The sequence below is a fragment of the Ruegeria sp. BH6 genome (assembly GCF_056538105.1).
The window spans coordinates 151,620-166,616 of the sequence record NZ_JBQFSR010000007.1; the positions used below are offsets into that span (position 1 = coordinate 151,620).

At 58.3% G+C, this 14,997-nt stretch carries 13 protein-coding genes; 6 read left to right on the plus strand and 7 right to left on the minus strand.

Features of this window, described 5'->3' with window-relative positions; genetic code table 11:
• The first annotated feature begins 12 nt into the window (after positions 1-12).
• From ACR0B8_RS15275 to ACR0B8_RS15295, 5 genes are all read left to right on the plus strand, one after another.
• Positions 13-849, plus strand: a complete 837-nt coding sequence (locus ACR0B8_RS15275; RefSeq protein ID WP_170361875.1) for a flagellar motor protein MotB — start codon at positions 13-15, stop codon at positions 847-849.
• 97 nt (positions 850-946) lie between these two features.
• On the plus strand, positions 947-2,242 hold the full coding sequence (locus ACR0B8_RS15280; RefSeq protein ID WP_170351880.1) for a flagellar hook protein FlgE: 1,296 nt from the start codon (positions 947-949) through the stop codon (positions 2,240-2,242).
• A gap of 33 nt (positions 2,243-2,275) precedes the next feature.
• Positions 2,276-3,727: a flagellar hook-associated protein FlgK gene (gene flgK, locus ACR0B8_RS15285; RefSeq protein ID WP_480658879.1), complete on the plus strand. Its 1,452-nt coding sequence runs from the start codon at positions 2,276-2,278 to the stop codon at positions 3,725-3,727.
• Positions 3,727-4,737 (plus strand): flagellin, encoded by a 1,011-nt coding sequence (locus tag ACR0B8_RS15290; RefSeq protein WP_480658877.1) that lies wholly within the window; start codon positions 3,727-3,729, stop codon positions 4,735-4,737. The genes flgK and ACR0B8_RS15290 overlap by 1 nt, the downstream gene beginning before the upstream one ends.
• Complete coding sequence (locus ACR0B8_RS15295) at positions 4,734-5,828, plus strand: flagellar basal body P-ring protein FlgI (protein WP_170361872.1); 1,095 nt, start codon at positions 4,734-4,736, stop codon at positions 5,826-5,828. Before ACR0B8_RS15290 ends, ACR0B8_RS15295 begins: the two co-directional genes overlap by 4 nt.
• A gap of 41 nt (positions 5,829-5,869) precedes the next feature.
• Here ACR0B8_RS15295 and ACR0B8_RS15300 read toward each other — a convergent pair whose 3' ends face one another.
• The 7 genes from ACR0B8_RS15300 to ACR0B8_RS15330 all read right to left on the minus strand — a co-directional run bounded on the left by ACR0B8_RS15300 (position 5,870) and on the right by ACR0B8_RS15330 (position 13,068).
• Positions 5,870-6,517, minus strand: a complete 648-nt coding sequence (locus ACR0B8_RS15300; protein WP_170351877.1) for a DUF1523 family protein — start codon at positions 6,515-6,517, stop codon at positions 5,870-5,872.
• Positions 6,518-6,528: 11 nt separating this feature from the next.
• The gene (locus ACR0B8_RS15305) at positions 6,529-6,795 is read right to left on the minus strand and encodes a hypothetical protein (RefSeq protein WP_170361871.1); all 267 of its coding nucleotides are present in this window, start codon (positions 6,793-6,795) and stop codon (positions 6,529-6,531) included.
• Positions 6,796-8,133 (minus strand): DUF6638 family protein, encoded by a 1,338-nt coding sequence (locus ACR0B8_RS15310; protein WP_226689701.1) that lies wholly within the window; start codon positions 8,131-8,133, stop codon positions 6,796-6,798.
• Positions 8,130-8,585 carry a hypothetical protein gene (locus tag ACR0B8_RS15315; RefSeq protein WP_170361869.1) on the minus strand — a complete coding sequence of 152 codons (456 nt, stop codon included), beginning with the start codon at positions 8,583-8,585 and terminating at the stop codon, positions 8,130-8,132. Before ACR0B8_RS15315 ends, ACR0B8_RS15310 begins: the two co-directional genes overlap by 4 nt.
• A gap of 1 nt (position 8,586) precedes the next feature.
• Positions 8,587-10,515 carry an AAA family ATPase gene (locus tag ACR0B8_RS15320; RefSeq protein ID WP_226689700.1) on the minus strand — a complete coding sequence of 643 codons (1,929 nt, stop codon included), beginning with the start codon at positions 10,513-10,515 and terminating at the stop codon, positions 8,587-8,589.
• A gap of 56 nt (positions 10,516-10,571) precedes the next feature.
• Positions 10,572-11,690 carry a hypothetical protein gene (locus tag ACR0B8_RS15325; RefSeq protein WP_480658873.1) on the minus strand — a complete coding sequence of 373 codons (1,119 nt, stop codon included), beginning with the start codon at positions 11,688-11,690 and terminating at the stop codon, positions 10,572-10,574.
• 298 nt (positions 11,691-11,988) lie between these two features.
• Positions 11,989-13,068 (minus strand): coiled-coil domain-containing protein, encoded by a 1,080-nt coding sequence (locus ACR0B8_RS15330; protein WP_170351872.1) that lies wholly within the window; start codon positions 13,066-13,068, stop codon positions 11,989-11,991.
• Between the two features lie 249 nt (positions 13,069-13,317).
• Here ACR0B8_RS15330 and ACR0B8_RS15335 point away from each other — a divergent pair, with 249 nt between their 5' ends.
• The gene (locus ACR0B8_RS15335; RefSeq protein WP_170361865.1) at positions 13,318-14,793 is read left to right on the plus strand and encodes an NAD-dependent succinate-semialdehyde dehydrogenase; all 1,476 of its coding nucleotides are present in this window, start codon (positions 13,318-13,320) and stop codon (positions 14,791-14,793) included.
• The last annotated feature ends 204 nt before the right edge of the window (positions 14,794-14,997 follow it).

Consider the following 14,997-nt stretch of genomic DNA (forward strand, 5'->3'; position numbering starts at 1 on the left):
AAGGTGGTGGAGATGGGTGCGCAATCCAATGCGGCGCCAATCATCATCAAGAAGAAACGTGTGTCAGGTGGCGATGGTCACCACGGTGGTGCGTGGAAAGTTGCATATGCCGACTTTGTCACGGCCATGATGGCGTTCTTCATGTTGATGTGGCTGCTGAATGCAACGACTGAGAAACAACGCAAAGGGCTGGCGGATTATTTCTCGCCAACAATTCCGGTAAACCCGGTTTCGGGCGGGGGCGATGGGGCTTTTGGCGGGAACAACATGTTTTCCGAAGTGACCATGGTAATGGATGGCTCGGGCGCGACCAAGCGGCACCCGACGATTGCGCGGCAAGCGCGGGGGTCGATCGGCGTGAATCCCGATGGCGGCAAGGAAATGTCCGAGGATTTCTCGACGCTCGAAGCGCAGCTTCTGGGGCATACCGGGGAAAGTATGGTGTCGGACAAGGTGCTGAAACATATCGTCACGCGCATCACTGACGAAGGTCTGGTGGTCGAGCTGTTCGATACCGAGGATCAGCCGCTGTTCGAATCGGGAACGGATGAACCGACCCCGATGATGCGGGCGCTGGCCCTGCTGGTGACGCGATCTTCGGATCTGGTGACAAATGCTGTCTCGGTCGAGGGTCACGTCAGCGCCTCGCCCGTGGTTCTGGCGCAGGACCCGTCTTGGGATGTATCGACCTCGCGCGCGCAAGTGGTACGCCAACTGCTTGAAGATAAGGGTTTTGCGGGTTCTCGGCTGGATCGCGTGACCGGTCATGCCGACCGGGAATTGAGCGATGAAAACCCGATGGCCGTGCGCAATAACCGGATCGAAATCATCTTTCTGCGCGACACCTGAACACACAGGATAGGCCGCATTTTAACTGTTAGCGCGCTGTTAAGGGGCAGTGCGTTAGCTGTTGCCTCAACGATTGACGCAACAGAAGGGCGTGCCAATGACGATTTCCTCCTCGCTGAATGCCGGTGTGGCTTCTTTGAAGGCCAACGCCAACCGGCTGGCTACTATTTCAGACAACATCGCCAACTCGTCGACCTTCGGCTACAAGCGGGTCGAGACGGATTTTCATTCGATGGTCACCTCGGGTCAGGGCGGCAGCTACTCGGCGGGCGGGGTCAGAACCACCAGCCAGCGTCTGATCGATCAGCGCGGGTCACTGGTGACGACCAACAATTCAACCGATCTGGCAGTACGCGGCCGAGGCATGCTGCCGGTTCGCCCAAGCTCGCAAATCGCGGGTGGCTCGAATGAGATGCAACTGACCACGACCGGTTCTTTCCGCACCAATGAGGAAGGGTATCTGGTCACCGAATCCGGCTTGGTCCTGCTGGGCTGGCGCGCCAACCCGGACGGTTCAATTCCCGCGGTGCCGCGGGACACCCCAGCGGCGCTCGAGCCCGTGCAGCTTAGCGTCAATCAACTGTCCGGCGCACCGACCACACAGATGAATCTGCGTATGAACTTGCCCGCAACGGCCACCGAAGCCGGGTCGCCGGGCGACACACAACCCCTGTCGGTTGAATATTTCGACAACCTGGGCAAATCCGAAAGCGTGGATATCGAACTTGTGCCAACCGTCCCCGGGGCCGGCAGCAGCAATGAATGGACCATGGTGCTGCGCGACTCAGCCTCGGGCGGGGCGGTGATCGGGGAATACACGCTGACGTTCACCGACAGCCGCACCGCTGGCGGTACACTGGCCAGCGTCGCCACCGTGTCGGGCGGGGCCTACGACCCGGCAACCGGCAGCCTTGTGGTCAACGTCGCAGGTGGCCCGATGGAGATCAATATCGGCCAGATCGGCGATGCGGACGGCATCACGCAACTGTCCGATACCTTTGCGCCCGTTTCGATAACACGCGACGGGTCAGCCGTAGGCACGATGACCAGCGTTCAGGTCGATGAAAATGGCTATGTATATGCGTTCTATGACACTGGTGTCAGCCGTCGCATGTTCCAGATCCCGCTGGCGGATGTGCCCAATCCCAATGGCCTGACCGCGCTGGACAGCCAGACTTATGCGCCATCACGGGAAAGCGGCACATATTTTCTCTGGAACGCAGGGGAAGGTCCAACAGGTGAACTTGTGTCTTTCGCGCGCGAGGAATCGACCACAGATATCGCGACCGAGCTGACTTCGCTGATTCAGACCCAACGCGCCTATTCCTCGGCTGCTACGGTGATTCAGACCGTTGATGAGATGCTGCAAGAAACCACCAACATCAAACGCTGATTTGGGTTTTGACCCGGAAAGGGGGCCTGTCTGATGAATTTGTCGACAGCATTCAACAACGCCGTCAGCGGCCTGACGGCCTCGAGCCGCGGCACCTCGGTCGTGTCGGACAATATCGCCAACGCGCGGACGCCCGGCTATGCCCGCAGGTCGCTGGAACTGACGACAAACGTGATTTCGGGCACCGGGGTGCGCACCGTAGGGGTTATTCGCAATCAGGACCCGGTTCTAACCGCTAACCGTCGCACCACCGATGCGGAACTGGCCTACCAATTTGCAGTTTCCAGCTTTCACACCAGTGTTGAGGGCGCCGTTGGCACGGTTGACGATCCCACATCGCTTGCCAATCGGTTGGCCGAGTTCGACAGCAGCCTGATCACCGCTGCCAGCCTGCCAGATTCTTCTGAGCGACTGGATCAGGTGGCCCGCGCGGGCCGTGATCTGGCCAACGCGCTCAATTCGGCATCCGAAGGCGTTCGGCAGCTGCGCTCGGACGCAGATCGCTCCATTGGAAAGCAGGTAGAGAGCCTGAACCAAACCCTCAAGGATATCGAGAAGCTGAACGCCAAAATTCCGTCGGTCAAACATGCGGGTGGCGATATTGGTGCCCTGCTGGACCAGCGGCAGGTGTTGATTGATCAGGTGAATGAGCTGGTGCCGGTGAACGCGGTTCCGCGTGCGAACGATCAGGTGTCGCTGTACTCAGACGGTGGCCTGATCCTGCTGGAAGGCACGGCTGCCGAATTTTCCTTTACCACCACGGGCGACACCAAACCCCACATGACGGTGGGCAATGGGCTGCTGTCGGGGTTGGAGATGAACGGAAACCCGGTGCGCACCGGCGGAGACAACGCCCAGATACGCGGCGGCGCGCTGATGGCGCAGTTTGAAATCCGCGATGAGCTGGCGGTTGAGGCACAGGCTCATCTCGACTCGGTCGCGCAGGATATGATCGAACGGTTCGAAACACCCGGTCTGGACCCCACCGCATTGCCTACCGATCCCGGTCTGTTCACGGAAGCCGGCAACCGCTTCGATGCCACTGCGCCTGAGGGGCTGGCCTCGCGCATCAGCCTGAACACGATTGTTGATCCCGACACTGGAGGTGACAGCTGGCGCTTGCGCGACGGGCTTGGTGCGGTGGCCCCCGGCGATCCGGGCGATGCGACGCAATTGCAGGCCTTTGGCGCCATTCTCAGCGATGCACGACCCGTCGCGGGGTCGCCCTTTGGCACCGGTGACATGCGCGCCTCGGATCTGACCGAGGCGCTGATGTCCAGAACCGGATCGGACGCTCATACCGCCAGCCAGCGCCTGACCTTTGCCAACAGCGCGCAGCTGGAAATGGCCAGAACCGAAGCGGAGCAGGGCGTGGATACCGACCAGGAATTGCAGAACCTGATGGAGATCGAGCAGGCCTATGCCGCGAACGCACGGGTCATCTCGGTAGTGGATGAATTGATGCAAACCTTGTTGAGGCTCTGATGATGAATTTGACGTCTATTGGCGATCTGGCGCGGGGCATGACTTTGCGGACCCGCTCGACTGAACTCAGAAACGAAATCGAAACCCTGTCTTATGAGATGTCGACCGGCAAGGTTCAGGATGTCTCAGGGCGGCTGGATGGCGACTATTCCCATCTGCTGGATCTGGACCGCAGCCTGTCGCGCCTGGACGCCTATCAGGTGTCGACGGCTGAGACTGGGCTGTTCACGGATGCCATGCAGCTGAGCTTGACCACGATTAACGAGTCCGTGACCGAGTTGACCTCCTCCCTTTTGTCCTTCGGCACGTCAAACCAGGCGGTAAGCCATGAAAATGCATCGGTTCAGGCCCGGAACGAGTTGGATACGATCATATCAGCGCTGAACACCCGCGCTGGTGGACGCAGCCTGTATTCCGGCGCGGCCACTGATGTCTCCCCCCTGCCGTCAACCGACAAGTTGTTGAGCGCACTTGAAACGGAGCTGAGCGGATACGTCACAACGGCGGATATCAGACAGGCGGCAGAAGACTGGTTCAACGACCCCGCCGGTTTTGACGCGGTGATCTACCAGGGCTCGGGCAATGCGTTGGCACCGATGCAGATATCCGAGAATGAAAACATCACGATCCCGATCACAGCCACCGACCCCGCGATCAAGGATGCGATACGGGATATTGCCGTTGCGGCGTTGGTCTCTGACAATGCTCTGAACTTGCCGCGTGATCAGCGCACCGCCCTGTTTACACAGTTGGGCGTCGATCTGGCCAACACCAAGAACGATGTGGTGAACTTGCGCGCTCAGGTCGGTTCAGCAGAGGCTCGGATCGAACAGGCGGCCACGCGCAACAGCGCCGCGCAGACCAGCCTTGAATTCAGCAGGAACAAGTTGATCGCTGCGGGTCCCTATGAAACCGCTTCACAGTTGCAGACCGTCCAGTTCCAGTTGGAGAGCCTGTATTCCGTCACCGTTCGCAATGCGAACCTGTCGCTGGTGAATTTCCTAAGATGAAGCTTTTTGTTTTCCTACTGATGTTGCTGCCCGGGATAGCATCCGCTGGCACGATCCGCCTGAAGGACCTTGTGGATTTTGACGGGGTGCGGGGCAATGATCTGGTCGGCTATGGCCTGGTTGTCGGGCTGAACGGAACTGGCGACGGGCTGCGCAATTCACCCTTCACCGAAGAGATTATGTCGAACATCCTGGAACGGCTGGGCGTCAACGTGAATGGCGAAGATTTTCGCCCTAAAAACGTAGCGGCTGTGTTGGTGACCGCCAGCCTGCCGCCTTTCGCGCGGGTCGGCGGGCAGATCGACGTGACGGTGTCGGCCATTGGTGATTCCAAAAGCCTGTTGGGTGGCACCCTGATCATGACACCGCTCAACGCAGCCGATGGGCAAATCTATGCTGTGGCGCAAGGCACGGTTCTGGCCGGTGGCGCCGTGGCTGAGGGTGAGGCTGCTTCGATTGTTCAGGGAGTGCCGACCTCCGGCGTGATCCCCTCGGGCGCACGGGTTGAGCGTGAGATCGATTTTGACCTGTCAACCTTGACGCAAATGCGCCTTGCCCTGCGCGAGCCGGACTTCACCACCGCCAGTCGGATTGAGATTGCGATCAACACAGAATTCAACCGCGCAGTGGCGATTATGCGGGATTCCGGCACGGTGGAACTCAACATTGCGGCAACCCAGTCGGTTTCAACCGCGCATGCGCTGGGTCGGATCGAAAACATTCTGGTCGAACCGGAAACCAAGGCGCGCGTCGTGGTTGATCAGCGCTCGGGCACCATCGTCATGGGGCAAGAGGTTCGGATTTCACGGGTCGCGGTATCACAAGGCAATCTAACCCTGACAGTCGAGGAATCCCCCATCGCAGTTCAGCCCAACCCTTTTGCCCGCGGCGAAACGGTTGTGGTCCCCCGCACTTTCGCCGGTATCGAAGAAGAAGAGGGCACCGGGTTGGCCGAAATCCCCGAGGCAACCACCCTGTCCGAGGTTGTGGCCGGGCTGAATGCGCTGGGCGTGTCGCCCCGCGACATGATCGACATACTGAAAACGATCAAGGCCGCCGGGGCATTGCACGCTGAATTCGTAGTTCGATAAGCAAACAGAACCGAGCAGGTGGCGGATTCAGATGCCCGCCATCACTTGGATTTCCAGCTATCAAGCCAGCGGCGGAACCCGTTGCGCTTTTCTTCGATCGCATCACCGGCGGCATAAATCCCATCTTCCATATTCTCAAGCATCGGGTCGATACGGCGTTGTCGGAACCGACGCCAGCGCACCCAAATAGCCCAGACGATGGCAAAGAAAACCGTCAGAAAGATGATGTTGAACCATGGGATCAGCCGCACATCAGGGCTGTCCACCGGGCGCACCGAGACCACATTGGGAAAGATCGACATAAGCTGATTGCGCCAACCATAATGGCGCAAAACCACCCATTGCGGGTTATCCGCAGTCGACACGAGATTGGTCAGTTCCGCCTGTAGGTTCGAACTGTCGAGTTTGAAATAGGGCGGCCAGCCCCAGCCGGTATCCTCATTGCGATAAACGCGCGGTTTTCCGTTCGGGCGGAATGTTTCCACAAATCGCACATCTCGGTTGACAGTCTGCGCGCCCTCTTGGCCGGTATCTTGCTGTGCCCAGAAGATCGAGTTCTCACCAAAATCGACGCGCCGCACCTCGGTTTTTACGATCCGCACCACATCTTGCTGTGGCAAGGTGTATTCCAGCACCGAGGCAACAAGCCCCCAGAACACGATGATGAATACCCATTTGACATAGACCATCTATCCGGCCCTCATTTGAAATTAGTAATATAGATTAGCAGGGCAATGGCCCCAAGCGGGATGACATAGACACCCAGCAGCAGTTTCTTGCGGAACGATTTGTCATATTGCCGCATTCCCCGCTCGAGAAAAGCCTCTCGATCACCGTGCAGCCCTTTTTTTTCCCAATGCGCGATCAACTTACGCCGACGGACGAGGCGGGAGTAGATCGACAGCCCGACATAGATCACGGTCAGAACGATCAGCAGTGGAATTAGAAAACGGATTGCGACAAGCATTCAATTCCTCCCAACTGCGCCCCAGGGACCAACGCGTGCGATGATGTCATCGCTAATCCGGTCACTGCCGCTCATGTCCGGTTCATGCCCGAACAGCGCAGCGCGGGCGCCCGCCTTGTCCACCTGATACTCGCGCGCAAGAAAGTCGGCAACATAGGCTTTCTTGGTCTCGGGCCAACCGGCATAGGTGTTGTAAAACAGTTCCTTGTGGCAGATGAACATTTGGCGCGGGTCCAGCGGGGCCAGCTCAGCCAGCAGCATGTTCACCAGATCACGGTTCGGCGTATCGGTGGCCCGCAACGTGTAGAAATAGGCCGGATGGTCCGAGGTGATGCGCGGCCACGGACCACCATCCTTCGCCCAGCGCAGTAATTGGCCCAAACCGTGATAAGCCTCGGGCAGGCGGTCTGCGTGATTACGGGCCAGCCGCCGCATGTCGCCACGATCCAGCCCCGTCAGGTCAACGCCCGCATCCGCCGCCGCGTCGACGGTCAGGAAATCCATCTTTTGCTGCAGGATCGCGGTGGCATCCACGCCCCGCGCTTTGACGATTGGTTCGACCAAGTCGTTAAAGTCAAGAAACTTGGCGATCTGATTTCGCTGCGACGGCTCGAACGTGTATTTGATCTTCAGATCCTCGGGCTTTTTGCCCATACAGATCGCCGCCGGGTGGTCCAGATCAGGAAACAGATAGAGCCCGCCGAAATGCGCCGTCCAGAAGTTGCGTTGCTCAAACGCGGTGTGGCGCAGGCGAACGGGGTTGCGGGTGACGTCACCGGTTTCCTTGGCCGTCTCGATCATCTTCGCGATCAGCACATCGTCGAACCAGGCGTCTTCTTCGGTTTTGAAGCGCTCGACCATGCCCGCCAGTTGCTGTGCTTTGCGCAGGGTGCCGCCTGCAGTGTCGGCCTCGATCTCGATCTTTTTGATGTTCAGTAGGTCACGCGGCGTGCTGAGTTTGATGACCGAGTTCACCAGCTCTCCGGCCACCGCATCTGTGGCGGTCAGGGCAAACAGCTGCGCCTCGTTCATCTCGATGAATTCGCGCAGAATATCGCGCGAGGTCGAGAATTTGACGTTCAGCAGGGGGCTGCGTTTCTGCTCGGTCGTCAGCAGGATGAACTGCCGGTTGACGCCGTTGGGGTTGAGGTAGAGCTCATCCTCCAGCTCGATCCCCACCTCCGGCGAATAGCCCGAGATATCGACATGGAAATCCGTCAGCGCCGTGGTCCTGCCCGCCAGATGCTGCAGCGCGCGGTTATACCGCTCGACCAGAGCCGGGCTGGAGATGTGGACGAGGTTGCCGAACATCAGGCCTTTTTCGATGAGGCGGATCATTTCAGCCTCTCCTTCGAAATATGGCGCATGCGCGTTTCTTTAATGCGGCTATTCTGAGCACTTATTCGACTTTGCAGTTCTCGCGGCGAAACAACGTCTTCAACGGCCGCGCGACGCCCTAAAGCGTGGTTCAATAGGCAGACCGCAACGCTCGAAACTACGATCAGCAGTAGGAACTCAGCTCCTCCTTCAGAGCCGGTAGAAAGAAGAAGGAGCCAGCCCCACAAACTCAGAACGGTCGGAACGCTACCGAACCCTTCCGAAAGTATCGATGAAAGAATGACCGGCCCAATGGGTACCACAACGAATACAAGTACCAAACTTACGAGCACCGCTCCAATTCCGGTGTGTTCGTCTCTCTTCAAACGAAGTTTTCCGGCGTGCCAACCCACAACCGCTGAAATCGCGACGGTTAAAAAATAATACGCAACAAGCGGCAGAAGATCATCCATTTCAGTTCCCCTCCAAGTACCGTCGTTTGGCCTCTTCCATCCTGCTCATCTCACGCACCGCGTTCTCGATGGCGACCTCATCGCTCTTATCGGCATAACGGAACTCGCTGTCGGCATAGCGGTTGATTTCCTGGACTACCATCTCGACCGTGATCGGCTGGCGTAGGTCCTCAATCATCGCCTTCTTGGTGTCGTAGTCGCGGAACAGGAACAGGTCGGGGTTTTCCATCCATTCGTCGGGCAGTTCGAAATCCATCGCGCGGACCTTGACCGCATCGGTGATGTTCTTGATCGCGCGACCGGTGAAACGCTCATCCGCCTGCTGGATCGCCTTGAGGTAGGTGCCCAGCTTGGCGATCGTGTCCATCTGGCCGATATCGCTGGACACCCGGTCATAGACCTGCAGCAAGGCGGCCTCATGCGGGCGAGAGTGGCTTTCGAAACTGGCGGCGACGGCCTTTTTGATCTCCTGCGCGGCATAGGCTTCGTGCTCGCCCAGCGGGATGTCATGATTGCGGCCCATCAGCAGGTGCAGGATGTCGATGTAATCCTCGCGCGTCTGCGGCCCGTCCACCAGAAACCGCGCACCCGCCCGCTGGCGCAGGGCGTCGTCCACATTCTCGGGGTAGTTCGAGAACATGCCGAAAGTGCAGTTACCGCGTACAACGGTGTTGGCGCCGGCAAAGCTCTCCATCAATACGGCGGTAATTTCCAGTTGCCCAGCTGACGATTGCCGGTCGCCGCGCTTGCCCGCCAGCTGGTCGATATCGTCGATGGTGCCAAACCCGATGACCGAGGGGTCGATGATCGTGTTGATGAAGGCCTTGGCGTTCTGGCCGGATTTCCCCTGATAGCTGTCGATATTGTCGGTGCTCAGGTTCTGATAGCGGAACGGATAGCCCGCGTTCTGGCAGTAGTCATTGATCAGCCCGGCCATCATCTGGATCAGAGTGGTCTTGCCGGTGCCCGGTTTGCCATCCCCCATGAAGGTGAAGATGAAACCACCCAGTTCGGCAAACGGGTTCAGGCGGCGGTCGAAGTCATAGGCCATCACCATCTTGGCCAGCTTCATCGCCTGATACTTGGCGATGTGGTTGCCAACCACCTCGTTCGGTTTCTTGAACGTCATGGTCAGGGTGGTGGATTTGGCCTTCGAGGCGGGTTCAAACCCTCGGATCGTCAGATCATCGGCCTCGATATGCCAGGCGGCGTTGTGGAACGGGGCCAGATGACCAGCAGATTGCGCGCGCAGGGCGGCTTTTTCCATTAGCTGTTCAGCATAGGCGCTGGTGGCCGCGATCAGATAGGCATCGTCAGGGGCATGTTTGGCCAGCATCTGGTCCAGTTCCCACAATGCGCCATGCAGGGCGAGTTGACCGTTGTCGGTCAAGACCTCTTCGATCTCACCAATATCTGCAGTGGTTTCGCCAAGATGCGAGGACATCAGATAGGCCAAGGCATTGCCGAAAGTATGCGAGGTGATCAGCGCCTCAGCCGTCAGCAATTCCGAAAACTCGGTCTTGCGCGCGGCGGGTAGATCGCCCGCAAGGTTCGCGCGTTTCAGGTCTGCCAGCGGTGTCTGTTCGGCATAGGCTTCAGCCACCGCCAGAGCAATGGCAACCGCACGGCGGATTGCCTGCTGCGTTGTGGCCTGCGGCGGCGAGATAAGCGTATCGCCATCATCCGAAGCTTCGATCCGTTCAACCAGATGCACCCCATCCGCGCGCGCAGTGCGACGTGTCACCAACCCCGGAGTTGTGGACCGGAACCGCCGTCCGGTCGAGACACCCGGAGAGCGTTCAATGGTGGCTTCAACAGGTTTGGCAATCCGAGGTGCGTGTTCGAACCCGTTCAGCAAAGCGGTCGCTGCGGGATAATGCTTGCGAATGTCGTCTTCGCGCAATTCCATCTGATCTGACGTCAAACTCATCTCAAAACCGCCCTTGCTTCATCTTTTCAAAAATACTCTCGCCGAAGGCGAAATCCTCAATATCTCAACACCTGCCCGGTCTTGCTAACGACGAACTTGCGCACGTCGGCAAATCCCGGCGGGTTGCGCTCGGCCAGCACCTGGAACGGGCGCTGGGGCAGGATGATGGATCGCTGCGTGCTCGTGGCGCCGGTCTCGGCCCCCTGCCCGCCGAACGGGTCCAAAGCGAACACCTCGCGTTCGACGGTGGAAAACCACCCGGTGCGTTCTTCGATCACGTCTTCGCTCTCCAATTCTTCAGTGGTCCAGGCCAGCGCCCAGTCCTGACCTTCGGGCGCCTGCGCGTCTTCCAGAACCTGCCGCAGTGGCCCGGATTGCTCGGTATAGGCCGAGGAATACATCGGGCCCACGTGGATGCGGCGCAGGTGTTTGGGGTGCAGGTCATCAAAATCCTGATCGAAGCCCTTGGCGATGGTCACCAGCTTCAACCCGCCCAAAGACTGTGCCATCAGATGCGCCTGAACTTCGGGCCAGCGACGCTGATCCTTCGGCAGGGCGGTTTTGCCACTGTCCTCCAACTGCATTAGATAGATGACCGGCAGGTTGATCTGGCTGTCATAGACCGCCCAGTGGATCATGAACTTACGCCGCTCGCCCTCATTCCCGATCCAGTGACATTCGGGATCGTTGCGGGCCCAGAACAGCTGGCCTTTCAGCAATTCCTCGTAATAGAGCCTTTGGGACAGTGCGAATTGCAGCTTGGTGGGGATTTCCTGTTCGCTGATGATGGTACGCACCATGTCGGTTTTCAGGTCAGCCTCGGATGGCATGTTCTCCAGATGCACCTGCGCCTGCTGCGCGTCATTGGCCATGGTCAGCAGCTCGGCGGCAACCGGAAACCCGCTGTCGCGTTTGTCCATGGCGAGACTGCCAAAGAACCGCCCCGTATCGCGCCCGACCAGCAGGTACTTCATGCTGAGCGCGCGGAAGGTATAGAGCAGCCCCGAGAGGTAGCGCGACACGATCCGCACCTCTTGTTTTGAAATCGCGCCCTCCGCCTCCATCGTCGCCGCCACGCGCAACAGGTGGACGGTGATCACCTCGAATTTGCGGAAATAGCGGCGCGAGGCGAAGGTGTCGGTCAGGCCGACATGGTCTTGGGTGGGGTCGTTCATTTTCTTCTAGATCCAAAGTCTTGGATACCAAACAAATCCCTTATGGATCGGGGCCAACTTGCTGTCATTCCGTCCAAGAGTTTAAGAATGGAAACAAACACCCAAACCATACCAAACCAAGTCTGTACAAACAGATACGCGAAACCAATAGTCCATATCGCTGCTGGAATGTACCAAAGGTACTTGGCAAATCCTTCAAGCTGGAATGCTGGAAGGTCCTTCGCCAAATACGCAAAGTAAAGCGACAAGACTAACGCTGCTAAAACTCCGACGTACTTTATTACGGGGTTTCTGAGCATCACCCACCATACAAATTCTTATCATGCTTCTCGACAATCGAGGCAAAGCGGCGGGCAAAGCGTTCGTCCGCCTTGGCCTTTTTCTCCAGAACGTCGCGGGCAAAAACCATGTGATCCTCATGCGCTTCCAGCATGTCGGCCATCTTCTGGTTGGTCGCGGTGCCGATGGCGGCCATGGCGGTTTGCGCCTCCTGGTCGGTTTGCACGCCGATCTCGTTAATACGGTGGGCGACGTCCTGCTGTTGTGCCGTTTTCAGCGATTTGGTCAGGGCGTCATACAGAACCACACGCTGTTGGGTGTCTGTTTGCAGCTTGTTGATCAGCACCATCTGCGTCGCCGCCTGGTTCTGCAATGAATCGACCCAGGTCTTGCCCTTTTCGATATAACGCTCCAGCGTCTGAGACTTGGCCAGCTTGACCTGTTCTTCCTGAACCTTGGCGTTGTACTGCTTGTTCAGCTCAGCCAGTTCGGTTTCCAGCTGGGTGCGCGCGGCGGCGTCCTGTTCGACGCTGATCTTGTTCTCCAACGTGATGATCGTCGGATCCATGCCCTGAATCTCGGCGCGCAAGGCTTCAAGTTCGGCCACGGTCGCCTCACGGTCGTCCAGCGTGCCGGTCAGGTTGTCCTCAACCTTTACCCGCTGCTCCTCCAACACCGACAACTGCCCTTCCAGCAGCTTGACGATCACGTCGGATTTGGCGATCAGGTCCTGCAGCTTGTCGTCGATATTGGCGGTGCGCATGCGCTCCTGCCGCATCGACTCGGATTTGGCTTTGGCGAAGATGCCGACAAACGATTCCCACCCGGTTTTCGATCGCATCTCGTCGAAATCCTTGGAAAACGCGTTGGTCACATCGTCCAGACCCATGATCAGCTCGGCGATATTGGCGTTCATCACCTCGGTATGGGCGTGCACATCCTCAAGCGTTGCATTTTCGATGTCGATATCCGCCTCGGTGGTGCCGATCTTGGCGCGGGCGGCCTCAATCCGCGATGTCAGCCCTTCGATCTGTGATTGGCTTTCACGGACTTTCGCCTGAGTCTCTTCGATCAAGGCATCAAATTGATGGTTCGACATCTCTGCTATCCCTTTTTTCTTTATTTACCCAATAAGATAGGGAATGTTACGGGTGTTTACATCCCCTTGGGTCCAAAATTCCTCCAGACTTTGACAAACTCAGCCTGAAAAAGATAGGCGTGATGCACGGCCTTGAACTGAAGGTTATTTGATCAAATCTGGATTGACCCGCTGGCGATAGTGGACATAGACATTCCCGACCCCACCTGATTGGGTGCGTTGAACCAATTTTCTGCCGGAGGCTGACCCATGCTGGACGCGACAACCGATCTGAAATCCCTTCTGAAAAACCCTGACCTGCTGGTGACCAAAGCCTATATTGGCGGTCAGTGGGTGGATGGCGACAATGGCACCCTTGCGGTGACCAACCCGGCCCGCGGGGATGTGGTGGCCGAGGTTGCCGATGTCAGCCGGGCGCAGGTGGCAGGCGCCATCGCTCAGGCCGAGGCTGCGCAAAAAGAATGGGCCAAGCTGACCGGCAAAGAACGCGCTGCAATCCTGCGCCGCTGGTTCGACCTGATGATGGAAAACGCCGAGGATCTGGGCAAGATCCTGACCGCCGAACAGGGCAAGCCGCTGGCTGAAGCCGTGGGTGAAATTGCCTATGGTGCCTCGTTCATCGAATTCTTCGGCGAAGAGGCCAAGCGTGTGTATGGCGAGACCATCCCCGGCCATCAGCGCGACAAGCGGATCACCGTGCTGAAACAGCCCATCGGTGTGGCGGCTTCGATCACTCCGTGGAATTTCCCTAACGCGATGATCACACGCAAGGCGGCCCCAGCGCTGGCCGCAGGTTGCGCCTTTGTGGCCCGTCCGGCGACGGAAACGCCGTTGTCAGCGTTGGTGCTGGCGCTGCTGGCGGAACAGGCGGGCGTACCTGCCGGCGTGTTCAACGTCGTACCCTCGTCTCAGGCCAGCGAGATCGGCAAAGAGTTCTGCGAAAACCCCGGCGTGCGCAAGCTGACCTTTACAGGCTCGACCGAGGTGGGGCGCATCCTGCTGCGTCAGGCCGCCGATCAGGTCATGAAATGTTCGATGGAGCTGGGAGGCAATGCACCTTTCATTGTATTCGACGACGCCGATCTGGACGCGGCCGTCGAAGGCGCGATGATGTGCAAGTTCCGCAACAACGGCCAGACCTGTGTCTGCGCCAACCGCATCTATGTGCAGGCCGGTGTATACGACGAATTCGCAGCCAAGCTGAAAGCCGCAACCGAGGCCCTGCACGTCGGCGACGGCCTGAACCAGGGTATCACCACCGGCCCGCTGATCAGTGATGAGGCCGTGGCCAAGGTGCGCGAACATATTGCTGATGCCACGGAAAAAGGCGGCGTTATCCTGACCGGTGGCCTGCCGCATGATCTGGGCGGTACGTTCTTTCAGCCCACCATCGTCACCGGCGTGACGCAGGACATGAAGGTCGCGCAAGAGGAGACCTTTGGCCCGCTGGCCCCTCTGTTCAAGTTCGAGGACGAGGATGATGTCATCGCCATGGCCAACGACACGATATTTGGTCTGGCTTCCTATTTCTATGCCAAGGACCTGAGCCGCGTCTACAAAGTGGCCGAGGCACTGGAATACGGCATCGTGGGAGTGAACACGGGCATCATCTCGACCGAGCTGGGCCCGTTTGGCGGTGTCAAACAATCCGGTCTTGGCCGTGAAGGCAGCCATCACGGCATGGAAGACTATCTTGAGATGAAATACATCTGCATGTCGGTCTGATCCGCTTGGGCCACCGTCAGCAGGCGGTGGCCATACTTAAGGCGCGCGTCATCCAACGTAATTGCGCCCTTCCGGCTAGGCGGAAACACAGCTACAGGGGCCTATTCTACTCTTTGGGCCTCAATCGAGATCATCGCGGCGACTTTATTTGAGAAGAATCGATGCTCGGTCCAAACTGCTCAACGTCAGCCGGGAATTCGGCAA